This is a genomic window from Coprococcus sp. HCN-4056 (assembly GCF_037892645.1).
GTDB classification, from domain to species: Bacteria; Bacillota; Clostridia; order Lachnospirales; family Lachnospiraceae; genus Coprococcus; species Coprococcus ammoniilyticus.
Window position 1 is genome coordinate 39,804 of the sequence record NZ_JBBKBL010000007.1, and the last position, 24,756, is coordinate 64,559.

The window sequence follows — 24,756 nt, forward strand, 5'->3', positions numbered from 1 at the left end:
TGTCTCTGTCGCGATAAAACCATTGCTCCAACGACATGGCACAGGATAGCAGAACACTCAGTCGGCTGCTCTATGGATTTTAGGTATTGCTCACTGTCAGAACAACAGCCCCATAAAAACATCCACGAAATACTAAAACGATTTACCCACACACCATTTTCTATTAATAACTGAGTTAAGAGCTGTTGATCCTGTCAACACCTCATCTCCTGTTTACAAGTGTGAGTATATCGTTTTCAAGGGAGAGTGTCGTTTTTCTTATGTTACAGAAGGTTACAGTTTTGTAAGGTTAAGACATTGGGCATTCTTTATCTGTCTGTCAGATAAGGGGCACATGGTAAAGTATAGTTTTATTCATCCACCAGATAATAGTCGTTTCCGCCAAAGGTTACAGCGACGTCTGTTCCGATATTTTCTTTGGAAGTGATGGTAAGATGATGTCCTAGCTGGTCGCACAGACCTTTTACGATATATAAGCCCATACCTGTTGACTTGGCAAAACGACGTCCGTTCTCACCGGTGAACGATTTTTCGCAAACGCGAGGAAGGTCTGCTTCGGAAATTCCGATTCCATTATCTCTGATATGGAGTGTGATATCGTCGCCTGCTTTTGTCGTCCAGATCCGGATCTGCCGATCCTCATCCGGCTTCATATATTTGATGCTGTTGCTCATGATCTGGTTTATCATGAATTCCAGCCATTTGGCATCTGTCGTAACGCTGACATCAACGTCATGCACATCCAGACAAATGTCACTCTCCAGCAACATATCTTTATTCTTCAACGCCACTTTATTCACAACCGACTTGATTCGCACTGAATCAAACCGATAATCTTTGCTCGCATGCTCTGCCCGGACATAATACAGCACCTGATCGGCATATGCATCCAGACGGTTCACCTGATCTTCGTATTTCTTCGGTATCTTATCCTGATTATTGTGGCACATCAATACCAGACTTGCGATCGGCAGTTTGATCTCATGCACCCATATCTCGATAAAATCCTTGAAATCATCCACACTCTGCCGGTACTCCTTCACATGCTCTGTCATGGATTTGTTGATCTCATATAACGCCTCATAGACCAGCTTTCCCTCATAGAAACCCGGCTCCTCTAACGTATCCATGACCAGATATTTCTGATTCAACTGCTCCATATGTGCATAAAGGGAATTATAAAAATGTCTGCGTTTTATATAGTCTGTTAATATGACAGTTACCAGAAGCAAAACTGTCAGCACAAGAAAGATCACCGTCAGCTCCCCTGGTGTCCGCATCGCACGAAAAGCAATTAACATGATCGCTATAAATAACAGATAACCGATCAGAATACCCGCTTTATCTTTTATATATTCCCAAATTCTCATATCAGACGATACCCCTGTTTCTTTCTTGTCTCGATCGCATCCAGCAGTCCAAGCTCCGCAAGCTTTGTCCGAAGCCTGCTGATATTAACCGTAAGTGCATTATCATTTACATATTCTTCATTATCCCAGAGATCTGTCATGATCTCATCTCTGGATACGATCTTGTCCTTACTGCTTAACAGCCGTTGGAAAATGATCATCTCATTCTTCGTCAGAACCTGTTCTTTCTCACCAAGCCGGATTGTCCCTTTGCTGAAATTCACCTCCGCTCCACGATAGGATGCTGCATTCTGGCTTCCCTCCATCCGTTTCAGCACTGCTGCGATCCGCAACAACAGGATCGTCGGATTATACGGCTTCGTGATATAATCATCTGCCCCATAGCTCATCGACAGAACCTCGTCCATCTCTGATGTACGACTAGTTACCATGATAACCGGGATATCCGATTCTTTCCGGATCTCCTTTAACAGATTTCTGCCATTTATGCCCGGAATATTAATATCCATCAAAATAAGATCTGCACCTGCTGCCAGAATCTCTTCTTTTGAATGTTCAAAATCAGTCAGATAGGATGCTGCATAGCCTTCGTTCTCCAAAATCTCAACAAGCTCCATGCATATACTCTTATCATCTTCCACAATAAAAATCTTTTTCATAACGCTCTCTACCGGCTCCTTTTATCGCCTATATTTACCCAACAGGCAGCCACACTACCCAGTTGCCTGTCGGCATCATTATAGCATACCCCAAAAACTTTTCACCATATTTGTTTCAGGGCTTTCACTACCAGATGCTACCCACATCTTTCTTTACGAGGAATAGTCTCTGTTAAACATATAAAATTCCCCCGACTACTGCAGTTGAAAGACTCCCTCCGTTTTCTATTCAGCTCGCGCACTGATTTGTCAGCAGTCGCCCTAACTCACCCTGACGGGTTCAGACAAGGGCTTGATGCTGACAGTTAGCGCAAGCAGAATTACGAAAACTCCGTGAATGTCTTATCAATACAGTAGTCGGGAAATTTTATATTGCATAACGAAGTATAAGCCCCTCGTAAAGAAAGACAGCGAATATCATCTCGCAATAAAAAGCCCTGAAACAGATATGGTGAAAAACATTCATGTAGTATTCGTGATAAAGTTTGTGCTAACTGTCAGCACCAAGCCCTTGTCTGAACCCGTCAGGGTGAGTTAGGGCGACTGCTGACAAATCAGTGCACGAACTTTATAGAATACGAAATGAGTTTTTCACCATATCTGTCTCAGGGTATTTTATTACGGGATGCGAGCGGCTTACTCTTCGTAAGGAAGAACTGCTCCATCGTAAGTTTCTTTGATGTAGTTCTTTACGTCGTCAGACTTTAATACGTCAACGAGTGCCTTGATTGCTTCGTTGTTTTCGTTGCCTTCCTTAACAGCGATAACGTTTACATAGGTCTTAGCTGCTTCTGAATCATTCTGCTCATATGCAAGAGCATCTTTTCCTACTGAGAAGCCTGCTGCAAGTGCATAGTTACCATTTAAAACGACATACGCTGTCTCGTTTACAACTCTGGCAACCTGTGCTGCCTCAAGTTCAACGATTTCTACATTGTGTGGGTTTTCTTCGATATCATTAACAGTTGCATTGATACCTGCGCCATCCTTTAACTTGATGATTCCGTTGTCCTGTAATAACAGAAGGGCTCTTGCTTCATTTGTTGTATCATTCGGAACTGCGATAGAATCACTGTCAGCGATCTCGTCTAAACTTTTCTTTGTACCCGGATAGATACCGAATGGCTCATAGTGGATCTTGCCGGCAACTACAAGGTGTGTACCTTTTTCTTCATTAAAGCTCTCAAGGTATGGAACATGCTGGAAGTAGTTTGCATCGAACTCGCCGCTTTCTACAACCTCATTTGGCTTTACATAATCATCAAATACTGTAACCTGAAGATCATATCCTTTTTCCTTTAATGCTGTCTTTGCATACTCGAGAATCTCAGCATGTGGTGTTGCAGATGCTGCAATCGTAATTGTCTTTGAATCTGTTTTGCTGTCTTTATCTTCTTTCTTGCCGCAGCCTGAAAGGGCTCCTGCTACTAATACGCCTGTTAATGTAAGTGCTAATAATTTCTTAAATGTCTTTTTCATGGAAGATTCCTCTCTTTCTTTATTTTTCCTTTTTTATTTTCATTTTTATATATCGGATGCCCGGTGTGCACTTTCCTGACATCTGTTTGTAAACCACCAATAACGCTCCGGCACAGATCCGACTGTCATGGTCAGGGTTTATCTGATTATGATTTTCTCCGGTCTAATCGGTTTGCGATCAGCATTCCGACTGACTGGAAGATCTGAACGATCACGATCAGTAAGATAACTGTCACAATCATGATATCTGTCTGGTATCTGTAATATCCATAGCGGACTGCGATATCACCAAGTCCACCACCTCCGACTGCACCTGCCATCGCAGAATAACCAAGGATGGTTCCGATCGCGATCGTTGCTCCGGTGATCAGCGATGTTCTTGCTTCTACAAGGAGCACACGAAGGATGATCCGCATCGTTCCCGCACCCATCGCACGGGCAGCCTCAACAACTCCGTTGTCAACTTCCTTCAAGGATGACTCTACCATTCTTGCGATAAACGGAATAGCTGCTACAGTAAGCGGTACGATCGTTGCTGTCGATCCGTAACTCTTACCAAGAAGAAATCTGGTAAATGGGATCAATAAGATCAACAGGATCAGGAATGGTACGCTTCGAACGATATTTGCGATAAAATCAAGAATCTTATACAAAACCGGATGCGGTTTCAGTCCGTCTTTATCGCTGATACAGAGGAGCACGCCCATCGGAAGTCCGAATACATATCCAAACAATGTAGAAACAACTGTCATATAAAGTGTCTCTAAGATACCATTTAAGATCATTTCTCTAATTTGTTCCGTCCACATGTTCCTCACCTCCATTCACATTGTCACTTAATTCTTCAAGCTCCAATCCCCGTTCTTTCAGGTACTTTTCCATCGCTGCAACATTTGTCGAACCCTTCGGAAGCTCAAGTATCATTTCACCCTTCGCCACTCCTCCGACATTCTTTGTCGCTGCTTTTAAGATATTGACCGGCTCCTTAAATGTCAGGATCATATTTGCAATTACCGGTTCAAATGCTGAATTCTCCGTGTATACGATTCGGATTCTGGTTCCATTCTTTATGCGGTCAGCCGTTTTTAACGTCTTCGGCTCTGTAGCATTTCCTTCGTCCTTCTGTAACAGCTCTCTGGCTACTTCGGACTTTGGATGATTAAAGATATCAATCGTTCTACCATGCTCAACGACCTGACCATCCTTCATGATCGCTACCTGATTACAGATCTCTCGGACAACCGCCATCTGGTGAGTGATAACAACGATCGTGATTCCAAATCTCTGGTTAATGTCCTTTAACAGTTCCAGAATCGATGATGTCGTCTGTGGATCAAGTGCACTGGTTGCCTCATCACAAAGCAGGATCTGCGGATCGGATGCAAGTGCTCTTGCGATCGCAACTCTCTGCTTCTGTCCACCGGACAACTGTGAAGGATATGCTTTTGCACGATCCCGCAAACCAACGATCTCTAACAGCTCATATGCCTTTTTTCTCGCCTCTGCCTTTGATTTCCCCTGAATGAACAGTGGAAAACATACATTATCAAGAACCGATTTCTGCATCAGCAGATTAAAATGCTGGAAGATCATACCGATATGTTCTCTCTGTTTACGAAGCTCTTTATCTGACAGATCTCCTAGCTCCTTATCCTGTACCACAACCGTTCCCGATGTCGGCACTTCTATATGATTGATACATCGTACCAGGGTACTTTTTCCTGCACCGGACATTCCGATGATTCCGTAAATGTTGCCGGCTTCAATATTCAATGATACATCCTTTAATGCATCGATCGTTCCGTCTTTGGTCTGAAACGTTTTCGACACATGCTCGATCTGAATAATTGCCATATTGTTCTCCCCTTTCAAGTTCTTTTCCTATTATAAATCAGACAGTCTTCTACTTTATCCATGTAATAGATACCATCCTGCCGCATAACAAAAGGCAGTCATCATATGCTTATGACAACTGCCCTTTGTTATATGATAAACAATACTATATATCTAACAAATCAGGTGTTCAAAGCATATGAAATAAACGCCATACAATCACACATCATCCGGCAGCAACACATATTGTTCTTTGCAGTTGTCATGATTCTTTCTGAGCCCATATGCTTATCCTCCTTGTAAATTCTCTGTGATTTATTCTCAGGAACTTTTCATACTATGTTGATATGTTTTATCTATTTTGTTCCTTTCATGTTTCATGATTATAGCGTCCGTTTTTCCGGTTGTCAACCATTATATCCTATTTAAGTTATAGGATATATATTTGACTGGCTATAAGTTTTTCTTATAGCCAACAAATATGCAGTATGATTTATACTCCCAGTTCTTGTTGAATCAGTAGAAAACTACACTTGTCTTTTCTTGTTACACGCAATGATGTTGACACATATTACGTTTTCAGTTAAACTATACAGATGTAAATACTATTGTTAGGAGGAAGATCGGCTTAACATTACATATTTACTTCCATGTTTTACTAATCTAAAGTTATTGCCGGTATAACTGCATGTCATTTCATTCATTATTAAATTCAATCATCGATTCACAATCCGTAACGAAAAATTCTCTGATCAATGAAACCGGGATCGACCGTTCAAGCTTCTATCAGATCTTGAGCGGCAAACGTATTCCCACAAAAGATCAGATTACAAGTATTATCCGCCAGCTTGATATATCTGCTGCCGATGAGATGGCTTTATATGATGCCTTTTATCTGGAACGGCTTGGTGAGACCAATTATCATTACCTGAAATTCACAGAGAAATGTCTGAGGGTGATCGGTTCTCCATATATAGATACCAATGCATCTAACAACCAGACACCTTCCCGCTCACAGGAATTACAAAATAAACTACCTGACAATCCGATTGATACAGATCAGTCACAGGCTGCCACAGGAACTATACTTTATCACTCCACGGATGAGATCATCTGTGGTCTGACTAAATTCTTAATACACGCCAGCAAAAAAGAAAACAATCACTTACAGGTATCACTTCCGTTCGACCTGTCATCACGGATCAAACTGTTTTCCAACATTCACTCACTTATCACTTCTGGGAAATTTCAAAATGCAACAATTTCCCAGATACTGCATTTCCAAACAAAAAATCCGAATGACATCACTGAAAAACTGGACGGATTTGCCACGCTGTTAGAATCGATTCTTACAAAAGGGACCAACATCACCTATAACATTTACTATTATTCCAATGAACAAAAAGTCAGCAAGAACTCCGGTGTACTTTTCCCGTTCTATATCATAACGGATGATGCCAGTCTCCTGCTAAATGCCGATGCCAACAAAGGTTGTCTGTTGACCGATCCGAGCCTTATCGGATTAATGCGGGAAGAATTCGCTTCCGTATTTGACCATGCGAAACCATTTCTGTCCAGCTTCAGCCAGAAGGAGCTTCCACAGTTTCAGGCAAGATCCATTCCTGCAGAAGAAGTGATCTTTATCCAGAAGCATCCCGGTACCTGCCTGATGGTGACCGATGATCTGGTTGAGAAATATGTTCCTGAAGAATTCAAGGAAACCCTAAAACAGCATTTTCATTTCATGCAGCAAATGAATGCCAGTGAAGGCATCACACTGGACGGCATCCGGGAATTTGCAAGAAATCATGTGATTTCCGAATCCGGATTCTATGTAGAAGCAAACACGGCAGATATTATCAATGCTCTAGAACAGTTAGAGGCACGGCTTGACAGGAACCTCTTTGTCCTTGATACCGAAAAAATTCCGGTATCGGATAACTGGGCATTTCTTTTATATACGGATCAGTATGCCCTGCTTGTTCCAAATAAAGAACTGGATTTTATTATCTGTGTATCTGATCCGGATATTATTCATGCTTTAACCTATACCTTTCACTCGGTAGATTTTGAAGATTATGTTTTAGATAATACCCTTGTCAGAAATGAGATACAAAAGCTGATTTCTGAAAATGAAAATCGAGTGGCAGATTCAACTTTATAAATGCCACTTCTGGTTTTTTGTACATCAGCATGATAATATTTAATTGTTTTTATTGTTACATCATTTGATGTTCACTTTATTCATATGAGGGGTAATTTATAGACAGGCGGCGGCTTCTTACAGGTCAAAGAAGCCGCCGTCTTTGTGATCTTACTATATTATCATAGTAGCATTACAGGATTTTATTTCTCTGTTTTGCGCTATTCTGCCATGTTCAAAATCCCTAGATCGTGCCTTTTACAACCAGAGTACTGACACCCGGATCCGCCGTCCATACACCGGTAGCCGGATTCTGTGTATAGGTTGCAGCCGGGACTGTGATCTGACCCGCAATCGTTGTAAACACTCCTGTTGTCTCATCATAGGTATAGTTTGTTGTCTCTGCCCATGCCGTTCCATTAAAGGATACTGCAAGGTTTGACAAAAGCGGATTAAAGGTATCCACTATCACCGCATCGGTTCCGATATCTGCCGGTGCACTTCCTGCATTCTGGATCAGGAAAGTATAGGTCAATGTTCCGTTTTCTGTTACAGGAACCGGACTTACAGACTTCGTGATTGTAAGGATCGGCGTACTCTCTGTACCGATCGTCTCTGTTACCGTGATCGGAGTAATGCCACCACCGGATACAACTGCTGTATTCGTGATCGTTCCTGCTGCATCCATCGGTGCAAATGCATTCACCTCTGTCTCATAAGCAACTGTGATATTGCCCCCTGCAGGAACTGTCAGCCCTGAAATTGCAAGTGATGGTTCTGCAACAACAACTGGTGTTGACTGAAGCACTCCATTTACATAATATTTCACACTATCAGCCATATAAGTGAGCGGAGTCAGTGTTTCTGTTCCAAATGTGTATGCGCCCAGATTATCTGTAACTGTCAGACCATTAAATGCAGTCGTACCGGAATTTACAATCGTTATAATATACGTTACGGTATCATTCTGACCATATGTCTTTCTGACTGCGGTCTTGCTTGCTGACAATACCTCCAGCAGTTCTCCGACTGCTATATTGGAATTTGCTATGGAATTACCATAGCGAAGCTGTGCCTGATTGGTAAACTGTGCCATAAATTGCTCTCTTCCTTTCTTATATTCAGGTATAGTACAATATATGACAGAATTATTATTTTGTTATTTTTATTAATTATCTTTCTCCCGGAGTTTTACGACCAACTCATAAACCTCAGGATGTTTTTCTTTCAAATGCTCATCCAGCAAATGTCTTCGTTCTTTAAACTTCTCCGCAAGCTCCGGATGTTCCTTTGCAATACGGTCATGGATCTCTCTACGATGCTCCTCGAAGCGTCTGGCAATCGTTTTCTCATCCTTACCTGATATATGAACGATCTCCTTCAGATGCTCTTCCAGATGCTCTAACCACTCATCCTCATCCATAGCTTCCATATGTGACCAGCTTCCATGCAAAAGCTCATCAACATCTCCGGTCTGTTTCAAATGCTCGATCTGAAGTCTGATCTGCTTCTCTATCTCATCTTCACTCTCCGCTCCAAACGCCCAGACAAATTCCTGAACCCTGTTATCTGCACGCTTTCTGGACGCACTTCTCGGCTGATTGTCTACATCACCCTCTAATGGATATGGTCGCTTAATTCCCATATCCTTTAAGGCAATATGTACTGTTCGTCTGACACAGCCTTCCTCAATCAGATAACCAAGTCCCAACTTACGCAGCTGTTCATTCACATCTGCGATATGCTCTGTCATGTAGAAACGGATTCCCTTATCCTTTAACGACTGATATAACATGGCGATCCTGTCAGCCGCTGTTATATCGATACTGCCGATTCCACTGGCATCTATGATAACCGCCTTTGTCTCAGGCGTGATATGATCTTCAATATCTCTCTGGAGGATCTGTATATTCGCAAAGAACAGATTGCTGCTGAACCGATAGATCAGTACACCGGAGATTGCATGGATCTGACTGCTCTCCTTCAGATCCCGGAAATGCTTATGCCCCGGCTGGATTCCAAGGAAACATCTTGCAGGCTTGGCTGTCCGTATGATCATCTCTGTAAAGGAAAGAAGAATACCGATCAATACACCGTTGATCGTGCCAAGTAACAGCACACCAAAGAATGCCCCGAAAAAGATCAGGCATTCTGTACGGCTGACTTTAAAGAGTCTTGCCGCAAGATCAAATTCCGTTGCTCCAAGCAACGCTGATATCACAATGGCTGTAAGCACAGGGACCGGAAGATAACCGATAAATCCGGTCGCACAGACCAGAACAATAATCATGGAAAGACCTGCTATGATACCGGTAAGCTGTGTCTTTGCCTGATACTGTTCTCCCATTGCTGTTCTTGATACCGAGCCATTGATCGGACAACAGCCGGTAAATGCCGCAAGGAAATTCCCCATTGAAAATGCCAGAATCTCCTGGTTATCATTGATCCGGTAACCATTCTTCTGCGCAAAATTATTCTCCGCCAGAAGTGTCTCTGCCATTATAACGACTGCTACCGACAGGCTGATCGTTACAGCCTCGCGGATCGATATCACACTAAAATCCGGAACCGCCCAGTGTGGGAGTCCGGTATCAACAGATGCAAGTGTCTGCACACCCCAGTCCTCTATAGGAAGCAGATATGTCATGCCTGCCCCGGCTATCATCAAAAGAACCGCCATCGGGAATTTTGGGATCAGCTTCTTACATACCAGCAATAGCACAAGAGCCGCAAGTCCCAGTACCACCGACTGCCAATTGATATCTTTGGCTGTCTTTATAATATGTTCTGTCAGCTCAAAAAACTCTCCGGTTCCTGCCGATCCTCCCATCAGCTTCGGTATCTGCATTAGTATAATAGTCGTACAGATTCCGGTAATGAATCCGCCCATAACCGGTGCCGATATATAGTTGACCAGTTTTCCTGCTTTCATAATATAAAACGCCAGAAGCCACAATGCCACAAAGAAGGTCAGTACCGGAACAACCGCCATTGCCTCCTCTGATCCACTCTCTATATGAAGGCTTAACAATGCCGAACCAATAAGGGCTGCCGGAGCTGCATCCACTCCAAAAATAAACTGAGGCGATGTCGAGAACAGAGCAAATATCAAGATTGGAAATACCGAACCATACAGTCCATAGACCGCAGGAAGTCCGGCAATCTGCGCATATCCCATGGAGATCGGAATGGATACTGCCATGATAATAATACCTGCAAGAAGATCCTTTATGAAATTTTTCTTATCATAATGACGTAATGTAGCCGCTAATGTTATCTTCATCTCTGCCTCTTATATCTGTATATTCTTATACTGCAATTATAAAAGAAAAGTGGAGCTATGCACAACCATTATCTTCGCCTTTCTTCTAAGTTAGCCCCCTGTTATCAACCATCTGATATATGACATATATCAATTGCACCATCCATTGTCTATCTCCGATTGGATCTCCGCCAAATCTTTCTCGCTTCTGCTTCCCTGATCAATTCATCTCTGAAATCAGGGTGTGCGATCGATACCAGAGCCTCCGCCCGCTCCCATGTTGATCGACCTTCCAGATTCACAACCCCATATTCTGTTGCCAGAAAATAAACCTGACTTCTTGGAGAAGTAACGATATCTCCATTAAACTGTGGATGAATTCTTGAATGAACCACCCCTTTACTGTCCTTGTACACAGAACTCATGCAGATAAATGCTTTACCTCCCTTAGATGCAGATGCACCAACGAGGAAATCCAGCTGTCCACCGGTTCCGGATATCTGTCTGACACCTGCACTCTCCGCTGCCACCTGACCATACAGATCAACAGCAACACAGCTATTGATGGAAACCATGTTATCAATCTCACCGATCACTCCGGGACGATTCACGTACTCTAACGGATATGCCGCAACTCCCGGATTATCGTCAATCCAATCATATAGGTTCTTGCTTCCGACCGCACAACCAAATACTCCTTTTCCGCGATCAATCTGCTTGTATTTGTTCGTGAGCTTTCCCGCCAGATACATTTTCAGATATGCATCACTGCAAAGCTCCGTATGCATACCAAGATCCTTCAGATCAGACTCCGCAATGATATCACCCAGTGCATTCGGCATACTTCCAATACCGATCTGCAGGGTTGCTCCATCCACGATATAAGGAATGATCAGTTCCGCAATCTTACGATCAACTGCAGTCGGCTCCGGCATCAGCATATCCGGATACGGTTCATGCTCTCCTTCCACGATATAATCAATATCCGAAATATGGATACACTCATCATAACCGCCGCGAACCTTCGGAAGATTCTCATTGATCTCTACGATCACGATATCTGCCGCACGCACGATCGGTGCTGCCACTCCGGTATTGACCGAATAATTAAAATATCCATGCCGATCCATCGGTGACACACTGAGCATAACTACATTTACCCTAAGAAAATACTCATAATATGCTGCATTATTATGAAATACCATCGGAATATAATAGCAGAGTCCACGATCACATAACGACCGCTCATATGCTGAACAATGCCAGCTGTGATAAGTAAAATGCTCCTGACTCTCATCACATTCTGCAACTGCGATCGGCCCTGAGATCAGATTACCACGGATCTTAACATCAAACAGCTCGTCTCTACGTTTCGCCAATGCACGATCCAGGATCTCCGGCTTTCCAAGTGAACAGGTATAATCCACCCAGTCACCATCTTTTACAACGGAAACCGCTTCCTCCGGGGTGCGGAGTTTTCGTCTGTATTCCTCTAAAAAATGTTCGTATGTCATACTGTTCCCTCCTTCGCTTATCCGTCCCTGACACAAATTACGCCTGTAAAACCTCTGACAGCTTCGTGTCTGACTGCAATACTTCTATCGCTTTCTTTCGGTACTGTTCTTCGTGAAGATAAGTATACCGGAATGGTTTTATAGCCGGTGCTTTTTCGATCGCACAGATGAAATCTTCCCGCTTCATGCCGACTGTCTTCACATAATCCCAGAATCCGGTATCTGTAAATACCGTATTGATCCGCTCATATCTGTGATCCTGAACAACACTCATCAGATATGTTGCAACTCCGACCTGAATACCATGAAGCTGCGGGCGTTCCAACATCTGATCCAATGCATGTGATATCAGATGCTCACTTCCACTAGTCGGCGCACTGTCTCCTGCAATCTCATTTGCCACACCGCTCATGGCAAGAGAATCTAATAGTTCTTTGATAAACCGTTCATCGTGAATGTCTTTAAACGGTGTCCGAACAAAGCTGTTGACCGCCTTCTTCGATATCATCATCGCAAAGTCATTTACCGAACCATGTCCATGTGCTTCTTCAAAATTCCAGTCATAAAGTGCCGTGATCTTCGATACCATATCACCGATACCGGAAAACAGAAATGCCTCCGGTGCCCCCTTTATCGCATCGATATCTGCAAAGATTCCATATGCGATCCCTGCCGGTACAGATTTGCGTCGTCCCTCCACAATCAGAGATGCGCTGGCACTGGAAAATCCATCACTGGATGCCGACGTCGGCACACTGATAAATGGCAGTTTTCTTAAGAAGCCACAATATTTGGCCGCATCAACCACCTTACCGCCTCCGATACCAAGTACCGCCTGTGCAGTATTCGGGAATGAAAATGCAAGCTGCACCAGATCGTCGATCCGAACGGTATCCATCTCCATATATTGGAGCACCTCAACACCGCTGTCTGACATACCCTCCATCACCGTATGTCCAAACATATCAATCAACCCATTGCCAAACAGGATCACAACCTTGTAGATTCCCTCATCTGCAAGATAACCCCCGATCCGTCTGAGCAGATCTTTCTCCACCTTTAATATCGATGGTATCTGTATCTCCCTGGTATCAATCTTCGCCATAATCGCCAACCTCCTGTAGCCCTGTAATTTATTATACATTCTCTTATTCAAAATTTCTGCATTACTCTATATTTTGCACGATTCTATATTCAACATACCCTATTTTAACCCAAACTGCAACTTATTCCATTCAAGTCAACACTAACATAGAGCAGTGGAAATACAAACGAAAGTGCTCTGCGTAATAAATATATATATCCCCCCGGCTCCGCAACTACGCCATCCTTCAACACAACGATCTTATCAACACCATCTACCGTACGCATTCTATGTGCAATGATAAATATCATAAAATGGTATCAATGCGATCCAAGCAGAAAGGATCGCAAGAACACAGGACGCATAGGTAAAATACTTATGCCCTCCTGCTATGCCCATGAGTCTGGACAATGCACTTTGTTTCTTTTCTTTCATAGTTAACCTCCTGTTACTAAAGTTAGTATTTGCTAACCTGCATTTATTTTTATAGGACTGATGCATGTTGTATTTCATGCAGCAGTCCCTATTATCAGAACTTCATTCCGATCACCGCCTGCCAGCCCGCATAGTTAAATGCTCTGACATTTGCCATAAATTCTTTTGCCTCTTCATAGCTTTTATCATGTGTGATAAGTTCATACACATACTGCCATCCGTTCCTGCAATATACATGGATAAAAAAATCATCTACCGGATGTCCACCATCCGAAAATTGCTTCGCAAACTGTTTATAATAATGTTCCTCCTTTGCCGCAAGCCGGTCAAAATATGTCTCATATTCTGTTCCCACCGAACAGCAGAAGATCAGTTTGAATTCTTCCTGATGTCTGTAAATATATTCCAGTACAAGATCCGTTCCTTCATCTCCGGCATCCTCCGCCCGACTGATATCTGTCGCTTTTCCTGCTTTCTTTATGCTGTCAGAATAAATCGCCATTAACTCATCTGCGGCTTCTTTTACAATCGCCGTAAATAAGCCACTCTTGTCGCCAAATCTTGTATAGATTGAATTCGTGCTGACTCCACTGTCTGCCGATATTCTCCGCAGGCTGGCATCATGGAATCCATATTGTAAGAATTCCTTTCTGGCACTGGCAAGTAAATTTTCAGTTACACCTTCTGATTCTTTTCTCATAAACACACCTTAATCATTTATATCCAATATAAAATAACAGCGTTATTATAACACTGTTATTTTATAAAAGTCAAGATTATTTACACAATTTGTTCTACATTATTTTTCAAATAAGAGAACTACTCCTATATCTGTTACCAATACCAGATTACCGTTTTCGAATCGTATACAGACATCCCATTCCAGACACCGCCAACAGAATATAAAGCACAGCCAGATTCATATCATCTCCTGTCTTGGGTGATGCTGTCTTATCATCTTTTTTCACTTCTGTTGTATCACCATCACCACTCTGTGTCGTGCTGCCTGTTCCATCTTCTGTACGGTCTGTTGTTGTGGCCTCTGAAGAATCTTCCGTCGTAACTTCTGTTGTCTCTCCGGTTGTGGTCTCTGTTTCCGGTTCTGTTGTTTCTTCTGTTGAAGCTTCTGTTACATCCCCGGTCGTATCCTCCGATGGATCCTCAGTCGTTGCTCCTGTCTGATCCTCTGTTGTCGTCTCAACCTTCTTATATGCAATCGCATAATTAGAAAATCCATCCGTCTGGAACATCACCATTTTAGTTGCCACATCAAAAGAAGCAGGAATAATCTCATAGGTTCCATCCTTTTTCTCATGAATAACTGCCAGCTCACTGTTTTCAGATTCCCAGTCGGCTTCTATCTGAAGGGATACCTTTGCCGTTTTCTTCAAAGTCTCTATATTATTTACCCACAGATTTGCTGCTGTATTCTTATACAGGATCTGTGCCAGCTTGATATCAAAATACCCGGTGATCTGATAATCACCTGCTGCCTTTTTAAAAGTCTCAAGCTGTTGCTGTGTGAGGACTGCATCCTTTATCGTCAGTCTGCTGTTTCCTGATGTGATCTCATTTTCCGCAAGCTGGATCAATGCTCTTTTCACTTTATCTGTTTTAAGCTCTACCTGATCTTCTGCCTTTGTAAATATGCTGCTGATATGTACATTTTCATCCGGCATTGTATATGAAAATGTAGATGCATCTGACAAAGGCGTTAAAGACTGACCATTTATCGTTATCGATTCAAGCTGATATCCATATTCCGGTACTGCCCGGAGAATAATTTCTGAACCCGATATAACACTTGCCCATCCATAATTGGTGTCCTGCTTAACACCATCTAAACCGATCGATGTTCCATCCGGGTTTTTGATCTCAAGGATCTCAAGCGTTCCATTCTTTAACAGCTCATAATCTTTCAATCCATTATTACCTGTTTTATCTTTGGCCCATATAATAGTTCTTGGTATGATCGTCGGCTTCTTTGTAACTTCGATCACATATTCACTGGCAGGCGCAATCGTGAATTCCACTGTATCCTTCGTTCCTTCCGGCAATGTGATCGTCTTTCCATTTACTGTGACCGTTCCGATATCTCCATCTCCAAATGCCAACTGAATCCTGAGCAGATTATAGATTTCGCCGGACGCATATCCCTTTCCAGTTCCCTGTATATGACTGCTCTCAGCTCCGATCTTCTCTGAATTCAGATAAATTTCCATTCCAAATCCATCATAGGTTCCCATGATCTGAATATCATCCGGGTAACCGGGGTTCGGAGGCGTTGATACTTTTTCTATTCTGAAATTCAGATTACCGCTAAAACGGTTTGTATCCAATTTTACATAAGGATTCGAGCTGATATCATACGATTCATCATTGATATATAACTGAAGTTTCACACTTGAGATTCCAAGCAGGTCATCTGGCGAGGAAACATCCAAAACGGTAGTTGCTTTCAGATAATATTCTTTATCTGACAGATCGATCTGCATGTTATTTCCATTGATCGGACAATTTGTGTAACTGTCCATAACAATATCTCTCGTACATAATGTCAGCCTTACTTTATAGGCATCATTAACAGCAAAGGTCGCTTTTCCATTTTCAATAGATGCCCCGATAAAATTCAATGTTGCCATGTTGGTTTCTGCAGCCCTTACCTGTGTGCTGGCAAATGGCAACCATATCATACTGATACACAACCATAAACTTAGAAAAATCCCTAATTTTTTCCTCATAATTTTGTCCTCCATCTGCTTCCCTCCCCAGGGAAGTTATTTACAGTCATTCTATCAAAAAGCACCTGATTCCACAAGCGTTTCAGACAAGAAAAATCATGAAAAAAGTCAGGAAAATAGCGGGTTTGAGGCGTTGCGGCAAACACCGGAACGCAGTGCTATATTTCCTGACTGATATAATTTTTATGTCTATAATTTTCCTTAGAATTTCTTCTCCATACAGATAAAATGTTTGTCAAACAGATCACATTCCCCGACAGTTCTAAATCCGATCTTTGCATATGTCGAAAGTGCTATCACATGGCCTTCCCGAACCAGAATATGGATTCCTTTCATGCCCCTGTTCTTCAACACATCACCGGCATAATTCATCATCTGCTTTGCGATTCCCTGTCCCTGCATATCCTTTCTTACACAGAGTCTGGACAATTCTCCCGACGGTGCCTGATCTTCATGCCAGCAGGTCAGTGCCTCCACGGCATCGTCATGGTCGATCGAGATTGTCGCAATGATCTCTCCTGCATCGTTCTTCATCACAAATAGATCTTCATTCTTAAGGTCAAATGCGATCGTGTTCTCATCCGGGTATGTCTCGCTCCACTCACATGGTCCCCCGATCATCGCATGGTATAAAGCCAGCAGTTCATCTTTATCTTCTTCTGTTGCATTCATTATCTGCATGGTAAGTCCTCTCTTTTCTGTCTTTCTTCGTTTACTTATTCACTCTGCATCAAACAGGTCTTCCATTTCCTCTACGGCTTCATAGTATTTGTTCATCCACTCGCTCATCCGGTCAATTTGTTCTCTGTCCGCTTCCACCTGTTCAATATCCTCCGGCCATTCATCACCCTCATCTATGCCCTGTTGCAGGAGCCAGTTCTCCGCACACTCAAACCGGCACATTCTGCCATCGTCACTTTCGATTGTTACCAGCACCAGAAGCGGTTCCCCGGGCATCCGCTCCTCGCAGCCATAATCTGCTTCATCTATTCTGGTCACAGACCACATGTTATGCATCTCCTTTTTCTTTTGCAACTATAAATAAATTAATATTCATTATAACACAGGTCATCTCAAAACTGAAAACAGGTTCTACCAACATTTCATTGTCGGTAAAACCTGTTTAAATTTATTCTGTAGTATTCTTTATATTAACAGATATTTTTACTTGTTATGTTTCCTTTTCCTGTCCAAAGTTACCACAAGGTCAATGTTGGAAACCTAACCAACCTTCTAAATCTGCTGTGTGTCATATCCTACAAGAGCCAGATAATTAAGAGCCTCTGCACACTCTGATGCAGAGAATGCAGTTTCTGCACCCATCTTCTTTTCCAGTTTAGAAAGGGTATCCATTGTATTCACTGACTGACCGTTTACCTTTGGCATAGAATCTTTTGTGATTCCCATTGTTGCCTGTACCTGTGACATGGAAGATTCAAAATTGGCAGCCGTAGTAACCGATGCTGTTCCAAGAGCAGTCACCCCTGCTGTAACGGGTAATAGTTTCTGTCCGGCAGAGGAAATGTTATCTCCTGTGGTCTTTAACTTTTCTCCGGCTGTGGCTATCTTCTGGACTGCCGTAGCTGACTGATTTGCCTGTGTTTCAAGGTTCTTCAAATCCTGCTCCGTCTCTACGATTTCCCTTTGAAGGGCATCATACTGTTCCTGTGAGATTTCTCCATTGGCAAGTGCTGTATTTGCCTGTTCTGCTGCCGTCTTTAAGGTTGCCAGTTTTTCTTTCGTTTCACCAACGGCCTCTGCAAGCAGTTTATGTTTTTGTGCCAGAAGTTCCGTATTGCCCGGATCCAGTTTCAGCAGTTTGTTAACATCCTTCAGCTTCGACTGGGTGAACTTGATCTGTCCATTCACACCTTTAAGGGCATTCTGTAATTTGGTTGTATCACCACCAATTTCTACGATAATTCCTTGTATACGGCTTGCCATGAATTCTCACCTCCTCTCTCCTAAATTTTGACATAAAAATGCTCGGATTTCTCCGAGCAAGAAAAAGCACCAACCCACTTAAGGATTGATGCTCTCAACTAAATATCAATATTCTTTTCCTTCAAACTTGATCTTACTTTATCTGCATTTGCATAGCCAAAAAACTGATTCGCATAATCTAGTAACAATGAATTCAAAAAGATAACATCTCTTTTTACTAACTGTTTAATTTTATATTGATACACCATCGCACCAGATTTTAAAAATTTATTTGTAGGTGGTTCTATCGTATCTTCACTCCCAAATCCCAAACACGCAGATAAAGTTGGGGCATGTGGCGGATATATTATCCTTGTACCTGAACCCTTTAAGTGCTGTTTATATGCAGGACTCATTGTAATTATTGCCATATTTCTTGATAAAGGAAATATACCATAATCTTGCGGTGATACCATTTGAAGCAACATAGCATCTTCAATCCGACCACTTTGCATTAGTGCGTTCATCTTTCTTACACCAATAGGCCCCATATATGCAGCCCATCCTCTATCAGTAATAATTAAATCCTCTTTACTATTGTTTGTTCTTACAAATCGACAGCATATCAAGATCTGCCATCGATAAGCCTAACTGCACACATCGAAGCAGAAACAATGGGGTTGTCATTTCACGCTCAGTTGGGCGAACTTTTTTTAGATTCAACATCCGTTTTTACATTCAGTCCCCAGAGTTCAATCAGCTGTGGAAGAACCTGGTAAATAGAGAATCTAAAATTTTATTAAACCGACTAAAGACTCCATAGTTTGTGTGTTTGACTTATTGTTTATATCTATCTTCTCCTAAATATTTTTCTAGTCATTGCAATATAAAATTGCTTATACAGTCTCTCCCTTAAGAGTCCTGGTATTCTGGATAATATACAGAGCGACCGATATGACCATCATTATAGCGCACAAACCAATCAATAGATCTGATACCATCGGTGTAATGTGGAACCATATAATATGCACCGCTGCAGTTCCATATAATAAAAAGGTTACTATCTTTCCATGCCAGTCTGCACCATGTACTTTTCCTGTCTTTCGTATCACAAGACATCCACTGACTACCATATACAACTCTTTACCTGCCATTATTACGATTAAAAGAAGCACATGCGGAAAACGAGTAAACAGACAGATTAACATCGCTGCCTGTGTCAGCTTATCAGCCACCGGATCAAGTATTTTTCCTAAATTACTAATCCTATGGAATCTTCTTGCGATATATCCATCAGCAAGATCCGTAAGACCAGACAGCAATAAGATTTCACCAGCTAACAGAGGATTTTTCTTTACACAATAACTCCATATAATTACCGGAATCAGACAAAGCCGAAAAAAAGAAAGAAGATTAGGAACCGTAATAATTCTATTCAAATTTTCTTCCTGATTCACTTCACTCTGCATGTACGGTCACCTCACTTTCCTTTTTTTTAGACATAAACCAATAAAATATAACACAAAATGCTAAAGCAAACACAACACCAAAAACATTTTGAATCACTCTAAGACTAACCGCTCCTTGTAGTCCATAAGTCTCTGCAGCAATGGCTAAAGCACCAAATGTGTTAAATACTGCCTGCCAGCCATATTGTGCTGAAAATCCTACACCGATTCCACCAAGAATTCCTATATATGCATAGATTGACGAAGGAAGCAGAAAATATAATACTGTAAAACATATAACACCTGCAATATTTCCGACAATCCTTTTACGGACTCTATAGTGCATATCTTCCATAAACGGCAAAATCACGGACATGGCCGCAATACCAGCCCACATTGCACGTGGCATATTACAAAGTTCTGCAATGCAAAGGACAATCGGTACGCATAAAATCTGACATATCTGCCATTTTGTTCTGGAAGAAGTGATATCAAATTCTTGTATCAGATCTTTCAGATTTCTTTTATAAGTTCTGTTTTTATGATTTCGATAAAATACGAAGCAGGTAAGTGCTGCACCTAAAGCCATTCCGACTAATCGCATCTGATAACTTTTTCCCGTAACATCATAACCATATAGCAGCAGATACCCAAGAACCAATGTAGATTGATTAAACATGAGTGGATTATGGCATCCGAACAGAATCAACACAGCCAGTGCCGCAATATTTAACAGCATTCCCAATACCGGTGAAAACTGATTTGCTAAATGCGGACATACAGTCATAATTACAAAGAACAAAGCCAAAAGCATCGTAGATTGTCCGGTGTGGATCCCCAAATCCGCATTTCTAAACACCATGAGACATAATAAGACTACTACACCTACAATGCTGTTCTCATTTCCAAATAGGGTGCTGAAAATACTAACAAAGAAAAAACAAAATGCCATTGTAACAGCTATCTTCACCAGATATACCCACATATGATATAATTTTTCTTTTAGTGTTTCACTCTTTTTCAACAGTTTTTTAGAACCTGCCTGATTTAACTGCAACTCCTGATAAAATGTCATATAAATCCTCCTATCTTCTAATTTATCTTAAAACTATATAATCTCATCTTTCTGCTTTGGCAGCTCTATAACAAATCTGCATCCACCATATTCACGATTTTCTGCTTTGATTGTTCCTCCGGCACTATCTACAATCCGTTTTACAAGTGCGAGACCTAGGCCATTTCCTTCTGCTTTATGAGATCCATCTACCTGATAGAACTTGTCAAATATTCTGGATTTTACATCATCCTCTATTCCTGGTCCTTCATCTTCCAGAATGAACTTAACAGAATCCTGTTCTTGTTTCAGAAACATCGTAATTGTCCCCTTTGAAGGGCTGAACTTAATCGCATTATCTAAAAGATTTATCCAGATATGCATAAAAAGTCCTTCATTCCCAATATATTTAACTTCCTCCAATTCTACCTGAAAACCAATTTCTTTTTCTGTCCATTTTGTTTCCAATGTAAGAAATGCCTGGCGGATCTGTTCATCCAGACGATATTCTGTTTTTTTCATTGGTATATTCTGATTCTCTAACTTGGATAACAGCAAAATATTACCAACCAATCCGGAAAGCCTTTGGGTGTTAAATAAGATTTTTTCTACATATTCCTCTTGATCCGGAGACAGTTCTTCTCCCTGAAGCAGCATTGTATATCCTTCAATGGCATTAATCGGGGTCTTAAACTCATGAGAAACATTAGATACAAAATCCATCTGCAGCACCTCTGTTGCACGAAGTTCTTTTGTCATAACGTTAAAACTTTGATAAGATTCTCCAACTTCTGCTATACGGCTGTTCGTTTCCAAATGCTGTTCAAAATCTCCCTGAGAAACTTCCTTCATTGCCTTACTAAGTCTGGTAATTGGTTCCAGTAACTTTGCATTGATAAAGGAAGTGATCAGCCCTGCAATCAATGTATTGAAAATCAAAAGCCAGCCAAGCACAGGTATGCTGCCCGGCAGATTAAAAAAATGATTCAAAAAAGCAAATAATAAAGCAGATATGACTGTTGAAAATACAAGTGCCAGCCAGATTGCACCAGTCAGACAGGATCGGATCCGCAATCCTTTTTTTTTCTTTTGTTCCATTATTTTTTCACCACCTTGTATCCAATTCCACGCATTGTTACGATTTCAAAATCCGGGTTATCTTTAAAACGCTCTCTGAGTCTTCCTATATGTACCTCTATTGTATGTGGGTCTGCCTCCGTCTCGTACCCCCATACTTCATCCATCAACTGTTGTTTTGTAAATGTTCTGCCTGGCGAAGCTGCAAGCTTATATAAAAGCAGGAATTGTTTTTTAGGTAAAACAAGACTCACCTTATCAGTTGTAACCGTCATTGCATCATAATCAAACTCTGTTGAACCGATCACAATTTTGTGTTCATTCAATATCTGTGCACGGCGAAGCAGTGCTCCGACTCTTAAAACCATTTCATTCACATTTACCGGTTTTACCATATAATCATCACTTCCCGAAAAAAATCCCTGACGCATATCATCAAAGGAACCTTTCGCAGTGATCATAAGCACTGGTATCTGATATCCTGCTGAACGAAGTTCTGACACCAGTTCATAGCCATCCATAACCGGCATCATAATATCAGAAATGATCAGATCAATATATTCCTTATCCAATACTTCTAATGCCTGTGCTCCATCCGATGCACTTTTGACTTGATATCCATTCTTCTCAAGCACTTTTTGGAATAGCTGGCTTAATTCTTTATCATCTTCTACAATCAATATTTGAAACACGTTTTCCTTCCTCCTTATTAAAACAGATACCTTGCCCATCCAAGCAGATGCTGTACCAAAAATATTTTTCTCTGACGTTTCTTTGTTAATTCGATTGGCTCTACATGATATGGATCATTATAAGTTCCGCCTTCTAATATCTGGCGGGACACTTTTTCATATTCCATCATGCCCTCTTCCAACTGTTTATTAATATCTTTACTGCGTATTACAAGCATCAGTTCCGTATCCAGATATACACTTCTCATGTCCATATTAAAGGAACCGATTACAGACAGATCATCGTCAATCAGAATACTTTTTCCGTGGTATGAATAACCGCCTTCATATTCCCAGATATTAATTCCTGTACTTAAGATTCTATTTCTGTTTTTCGCATAATCGGCAGACCCAAATGGATTCCTATTATTCGCAACTGAATTTGTCATGATAGAAAAATCTGAAACGTTCTCTGCAATCTCCTCCCATGTATTATACATCATATCATTACAGATAATATATGGCGTGTGGATCTTCACACGATTTTTTGCATTTTTCATCAATTCTCCCAACTGATACCACACTACCGGTTCTTTGGAACCTGTGTGAATAGGATTTGACACTAATGTAATCTTTTCTGTCTCAAAAGTTTCGTCCGTATAATCGGTCTCGCAGATTCTTTCCTTATTCTCCTCAAAATATTTCTGATAACTGTTCTGCAGCTCTAAAACTGCGTTCTTTACAGATTTTCTATTTGCCAGTTTTTTATTGTTATGAAAATAACCACTGTCTTCCTGATTCCATATGGTTTCAAAATACTCTGACAACTGGTTAACTGAATTTTCTTTCTCAGGTTCATCGCAAACCACTAACACGTCTCTGTCATAGTTCTTATGTCCCGGAAAATCACCCAGGAAATAATTGTGTATATTTCTTCCCCCAAGAATATATCTCTTTCCATCTGCAATCAAATATTTATCATGCATTCTACCCATCATTTTCCACGGTTTCAACGGATTGGCCTTATTATACAGTTTAATTTCAACATTCTCATGGGAAGATAATCCATAGAAATACGGATTTCCTTCCATATCAATCCAGCTCTCCATTCCATCTACTAACAGACGAATATGTACACCTCTGTCTGCCGCATCATGCAGTGCTCCTAAAATCAATTTTCCACTTTCATCGGATTGAAATGCAAAAGTAGAAAGAATAATTTCCTTTTTTGCATTTTTGATCAAACGCACTCTTTGTAAAAGCGCTTCTGGATTCTTTTCTATGATTACTGCCCGTTCTGTATTTTCACTGCATTCGTTCCATGACCCATTTTTTGTTTCTTTTTTGGTTATATTGGACACTTCCGGCTGCTTTTTATATGCAACGCAGATTCCGAGCAATTCATAAAAAGCCACACATAAAAAAATTGCCAGTATAACAAGAAGGATTTTACATATTTTATGCTTTATCATTGTACATCACCTGATTCCTTTTTATTTCATACTTATACAATACAAAGTCAATCTCAATTTAACCTCAACAAAATTTATTTTTCATCTGTTATGATTAGATATGGAGTCATAAACCAACAATATTTTTCAGCTTTATTTATCATACTGATATAAACTTCTTCTCCTACTTGTATAAACATCAGGATAAAGTTCCCGAAGGTTAATTTTCTTCATTATGTACCTCCATTTCGATTCACGGGTGATTGACGGGTGAATCGAATGGAGGCGGAGACCGACACCGGCAGGCAACCGGGTCACCTCCGAAAAAATGGCAACAAAAAACGCCAGATTTCCGTGAGGGAAAACTGGCGCGCCAAGAACAGCCATTATTATACTGAAATACATGGAACGATAATGCCGATGCAATGTTATACTTGCCCGGAGGAGGAGGGCGGCAGAAATGTTTGGTTTCAACCGCCGCGACATCTCAAGCGCAAATCATCGCTGTTAAATAGCAACGGTTTTGTGTTTGGAGTGCTTATTCCTAAAAATCAAAAAATGATTAGGGCAATCCGAAACTCAATCGTCTATTTTTCATAGAGAACACTGGCC

The 24,756-nt window shown here is 41.3% G+C and carries 23 protein-coding genes and 1 pseudogene; 2 read left to right on the forward strand and 22 right to left on the reverse strand.

Going from position 1 to position 24,756, the window contains the following annotated elements; all coding sequences use genetic code 11:
- Positions 1-350: 350 nt before the first annotated feature.
- From WKT03_RS11400 to WKT03_RS11420, 5 genes are all read right to left on the reverse strand, one after another.
- Positions 351-1,370, reverse strand: coding sequence for a sensor histidine kinase (locus WKT03_RS11400; protein WP_340392129.1), 1,020 nt, complete (start codon positions 1,368-1,370; stop codon positions 351-353).
- Complete coding sequence (locus WKT03_RS11405) at positions 1,367-2,029, reverse strand: response regulator transcription factor (protein ID WP_340392132.1); 663 nt, start codon at positions 2,027-2,029, stop codon at positions 1,367-1,369. The genes WKT03_RS11400 and WKT03_RS11405 overlap by 4 nt, the downstream gene beginning before the upstream one ends.
- A 636-nt stretch (positions 2,030-2,665) precedes the next feature.
- Positions 2,666-3,508: a MetQ/NlpA family ABC transporter substrate-binding protein gene (locus tag WKT03_RS11410; RefSeq protein ID WP_340392133.1), complete on the reverse strand. Its 843-nt coding sequence runs from the start codon at positions 3,506-3,508 to the stop codon at positions 2,666-2,668.
- Positions 3,509-3,654: 146 nt separating this feature from the next.
- Positions 3,655-4,317, reverse strand: a complete 663-nt coding sequence (locus tag WKT03_RS11415) for a methionine ABC transporter permease (protein ID WP_008402135.1) — start codon at positions 4,315-4,317, stop codon at positions 3,655-3,657.
- Positions 4,298-5,362 (reverse strand): methionine ABC transporter ATP-binding protein, encoded by a 1,065-nt coding sequence (locus WKT03_RS11420; RefSeq protein WP_340392136.1) that lies wholly within the window; start codon positions 5,360-5,362, stop codon positions 4,298-4,300. Before WKT03_RS11420 ends, WKT03_RS11415 begins: the two co-directional genes overlap by 20 nt.
- 667 nt (positions 5,363-6,029) lie before the next feature.
- Here WKT03_RS11420 and WKT03_RS11425 point away from each other — a divergent pair.
- Entirely contained in the window at positions 6,030-7,505 is a 1,476-nt protein-coding gene (locus tag WKT03_RS11425) for a hypothetical protein (RefSeq protein WP_340392139.1), read from the forward strand.
- 223 nt (positions 7,506-7,728) lie between these two features.
- On the opposite strand, the gene WKT03_RS11430 is transcribed toward WKT03_RS11425, so the two are convergent.
- The 17 genes and pseudogenes from WKT03_RS11430 to WKT03_RS11510 all read right to left on the reverse strand — a co-directional run bounded on the left by WKT03_RS11430 (position 7,729) and on the right by WKT03_RS11510 (position 24,165).
- Positions 7,729-8,580: a hypothetical protein gene (locus WKT03_RS11430; RefSeq protein ID WP_008402132.1), complete on the reverse strand. Its 852-nt coding sequence runs from the start codon at positions 8,578-8,580 to the stop codon at positions 7,729-7,731.
- Between the two features lie 72 nt (positions 8,581-8,652).
- Entirely contained in the window at positions 8,653-10,767 is a 2,115-nt protein-coding gene (locus WKT03_RS11435; RefSeq protein WP_340392140.1) for a SulP family inorganic anion transporter, read from the reverse strand.
- 149 nt (positions 10,768-10,916) lie between these two features.
- Positions 10,917-12,260, reverse strand: coding sequence for an acetyl-CoA hydrolase/transferase family protein (locus tag WKT03_RS11440; protein ID WP_340392144.1), 1,344 nt, complete (start codon positions 12,258-12,260; stop codon positions 10,917-10,919).
- 37 nt (positions 12,261-12,297) lie between these two features.
- Entirely contained in the window at positions 12,298-13,365 is a 1,068-nt protein-coding gene (locus WKT03_RS11445; protein WP_445293053.1) for an iron-containing alcohol dehydrogenase family protein, read from the reverse strand.
- Between the two features lie 104 nt (positions 13,366-13,469).
- Positions 13,470-13,655, reverse strand: coding sequence for a hypothetical protein (locus WKT03_RS11450; RefSeq protein WP_340392244.1), 186 nt, complete (start codon positions 13,653-13,655; stop codon positions 13,470-13,472).
- The gene (locus WKT03_RS11455; protein WP_340392146.1) at positions 13,633-13,779 is read right to left on the reverse strand and encodes a hypothetical protein; all 147 of its coding nucleotides are present in this window, start codon (positions 13,777-13,779) and stop codon (positions 13,633-13,635) included. The genes WKT03_RS11450 and WKT03_RS11455 overlap by 23 nt, the downstream gene beginning before the upstream one ends.
- A 94-nt stretch (positions 13,780-13,873) precedes the next feature.
- Entirely contained in the window at positions 13,874-14,479 is a 606-nt protein-coding gene (locus tag WKT03_RS11460) for a TetR/AcrR family transcriptional regulator (protein WP_340392147.1), read from the reverse strand.
- A gap of 148 nt (positions 14,480-14,627) precedes the next feature.
- Positions 14,628-16,520: an InlB B-repeat-containing protein gene (locus WKT03_RS11465; RefSeq protein WP_340392148.1), complete on the reverse strand. Its 1,893-nt coding sequence runs from the start codon at positions 16,518-16,520 to the stop codon at positions 14,628-14,630.
- A 201-nt stretch (positions 16,521-16,721) separates the two neighbouring features.
- Positions 16,722-17,201, reverse strand: coding sequence for a GNAT family N-acetyltransferase (locus tag WKT03_RS11470; RefSeq protein WP_340392150.1), 480 nt, complete (start codon positions 17,199-17,201; stop codon positions 16,722-16,724).
- 39 nt (positions 17,202-17,240) lie between these two features.
- The gene (locus WKT03_RS11475; RefSeq protein WP_021943411.1) at positions 17,241-17,528 is read right to left on the reverse strand and encodes a hypothetical protein; all 288 of its coding nucleotides are present in this window, start codon (positions 17,526-17,528) and stop codon (positions 17,241-17,243) included.
- Positions 17,529-17,756: 228 nt separating this feature from the next.
- Positions 17,757-18,464: pseudogene (locus tag WKT03_RS11480) on the reverse strand (phage tail tape measure protein); the annotation flags it as partial.
- Between the two features lie 98 nt (positions 18,465-18,562).
- Complete coding sequence (locus WKT03_RS11485) at positions 18,563-18,994, reverse strand: hypothetical protein (RefSeq protein ID WP_117785760.1); 432 nt, start codon at positions 18,992-18,994, stop codon at positions 18,563-18,565.
- A 345-nt stretch (positions 18,995-19,339) separates the two neighbouring features.
- Positions 19,340-19,912: a CDP-alcohol phosphatidyltransferase family protein gene (locus WKT03_RS11490; RefSeq protein ID WP_005335451.1), complete on the reverse strand. Its 573-nt coding sequence runs from the start codon at positions 19,910-19,912 to the stop codon at positions 19,340-19,342.
- Positions 19,902-20,966, reverse strand: coding sequence for an FUSC family protein (locus WKT03_RS11495; RefSeq protein WP_117785758.1), 1,065 nt, complete (start codon positions 20,964-20,966; stop codon positions 19,902-19,904). Before WKT03_RS11495 ends, WKT03_RS11490 begins: the two co-directional genes overlap by 11 nt.
- Positions 20,967-20,999: 33 nt before the next feature.
- Positions 21,000-22,043 carry a HAMP domain-containing sensor histidine kinase gene (locus tag WKT03_RS11500; protein WP_173784056.1) on the reverse strand — a complete coding sequence of 348 codons (1,044 nt, stop codon included), beginning with the start codon at positions 22,041-22,043 and terminating at the stop codon, positions 21,000-21,002.
- A complete protein-coding gene (locus WKT03_RS11505) occupies positions 22,043-22,753 on the reverse strand; it encodes a response regulator transcription factor (RefSeq protein ID WP_173784057.1) in 711 nt (236 codons plus the stop codon). Before WKT03_RS11505 ends, WKT03_RS11500 begins: the two co-directional genes overlap by 1 nt.
- The gene (locus tag WKT03_RS11510; protein WP_173784058.1) at positions 22,732-24,165 is read right to left on the reverse strand and encodes a phospholipase D family protein; all 1,434 of its coding nucleotides are present in this window, start codon (positions 24,163-24,165) and stop codon (positions 22,732-22,734) included. Before WKT03_RS11510 ends, WKT03_RS11505 begins: the two co-directional genes overlap by 22 nt.
- A 258-nt stretch (positions 24,166-24,423) precedes the next feature.
- Between WKT03_RS11510 and WKT03_RS11515 the strand changes: the two genes are divergently transcribed.
- The gene (locus tag WKT03_RS11515; RefSeq protein ID WP_340392157.1) at positions 24,424-24,744 is read left to right on the forward strand and encodes a hypothetical protein; all 321 of its coding nucleotides are present in this window, start codon (positions 24,424-24,426) and stop codon (positions 24,742-24,744) included.
- The last annotated feature ends 12 nt before the right edge of the window (positions 24,745-24,756 follow it).

Excerpts from the sequence above, each read along its gene's own strand:
- WKT03_RS11400 (WP_340392129.1), bottom strand. The coding sequence starts at position 1,370 with ATGAGAATTTGGGAATATATAAAAGATAAAGCGGGTATTCTGATCGGT.
- WKT03_RS11405 (WP_340392132.1), bottom strand. The coding sequence starts at position 2,029 with ATGAAAAAGATTTTTATTGTGGAAGATGATAAGAGTATATGCATGGAG.
- WKT03_RS11410 (WP_340392133.1), bottom strand. The coding sequence starts at position 3,508 with ATGAAAAAGACATTTAAGAAATTATTAGCACTTACATTAACAGGCGTA.
- WKT03_RS11415 (WP_008402135.1), bottom strand. The coding sequence starts at position 4,317 with ATGTGGACGGAACAAATTAGAGAAATGATCTTAAATGGTATCTTAGAG.
- WKT03_RS11420 (WP_340392136.1), bottom strand. The coding sequence starts at position 5,362 with ATGGCAATTATTCAGATCGAGCATGTGTCGAAAACGTTTCAGACCAAA.
- WKT03_RS11425 (WP_340392139.1), top strand. The coding sequence starts at position 6,030 with ATGTCATTTCATTCATTATTAAATTCAATCATCGATTCACAATCCGTA.
- WKT03_RS11430 (WP_008402132.1), bottom strand. The coding sequence starts at position 8,580 with ATGGCACAGTTTACCAATCAGGCACAGCTTCGCTATGGTAATTCCATA.
- WKT03_RS11435 (WP_340392140.1), bottom strand. The coding sequence starts at position 10,767 with ATGAAGATAACATTAGCGGCTACATTACGTCATTATGATAAGAAAAAT.
- WKT03_RS11440 (WP_340392144.1), bottom strand. The coding sequence starts at position 12,260 with ATGACATACGAACATTTTTTAGAGGAATACAGACGAAAACTCCGCACC.
- WKT03_RS11445 (WP_445293053.1), bottom strand. The coding sequence starts at position 13,365 with ATGGCGAAGATTGATACCAGGGAGATACAGATACCATCGATATTAAAG.
- WKT03_RS11450 (WP_340392244.1), bottom strand. The coding sequence starts at position 13,655 with ATGATATTTATCATTGCACATAGAATGCGTACGGTAGATGGTGTTGAT.
- WKT03_RS11455 (WP_340392146.1), bottom strand. The coding sequence starts at position 13,779 with ATGAAAGAAAAGAAACAAAGTGCATTGTCCAGACTCATGGGCATAGCA.
- WKT03_RS11460 (WP_340392147.1), bottom strand. The coding sequence starts at position 14,479 with ATGAGAAAAGAATCAGAAGGTGTAACTGAAAATTTACTTGCCAGTGCC.
- WKT03_RS11465 (WP_340392148.1), bottom strand. The coding sequence starts at position 16,520 with ATGAGGAAAAAATTAGGGATTTTTCTAAGTTTATGGTTGTGTATCAGT.
- WKT03_RS11470 (WP_340392150.1), bottom strand. The coding sequence starts at position 17,201 with ATGCAGATAATGAATGCAACAGAAGAAGATAAAGATGAACTGCTGGCT.
- WKT03_RS11475 (WP_021943411.1), bottom strand. The coding sequence starts at position 17,528 with ATGTGGTCTGTGACCAGAATAGATGAAGCAGATTATGGCTGCGAGGAG.
- WKT03_RS11485 (WP_117785760.1), bottom strand. The coding sequence starts at position 18,994 with ATGGGGCCTATTGGTGTAAGAAAGATGAACGCACTAATGCAAAGTGGT.
- WKT03_RS11490 (WP_005335451.1), bottom strand. The coding sequence starts at position 19,912 with ATGCAGAGTGAAGTGAATCAGGAAGAAAATTTGAATAGAATTATTACG.
- WKT03_RS11495 (WP_117785758.1), bottom strand. The coding sequence starts at position 20,966 with ATGACATTTTATCAGGAGTTGCAGTTAAATCAGGCAGGTTCTAAAAAA.
- WKT03_RS11500 (WP_173784056.1), bottom strand. The coding sequence starts at position 22,043 with ATGGAACAAAAGAAAAAAAAAGGATTGCGGATCCGATCCTGTCTGACT.
- WKT03_RS11505 (WP_173784057.1), bottom strand. The coding sequence starts at position 22,753 with ATGGGCAAGGTATCTGTTTTAATAAGGAGGAAGGAAAACGTGTTTCAA.
- WKT03_RS11510 (WP_173784058.1), bottom strand. The coding sequence starts at position 24,165 with ATGATAAAGCATAAAATATGTAAAATCCTTCTTGTTATACTGGCAATT.
- WKT03_RS11515 (WP_340392157.1), top strand. The coding sequence starts at position 24,424 with ATGGAGGCGGAGACCGACACCGGCAGGCAACCGGGTCACCTCCGAAAA.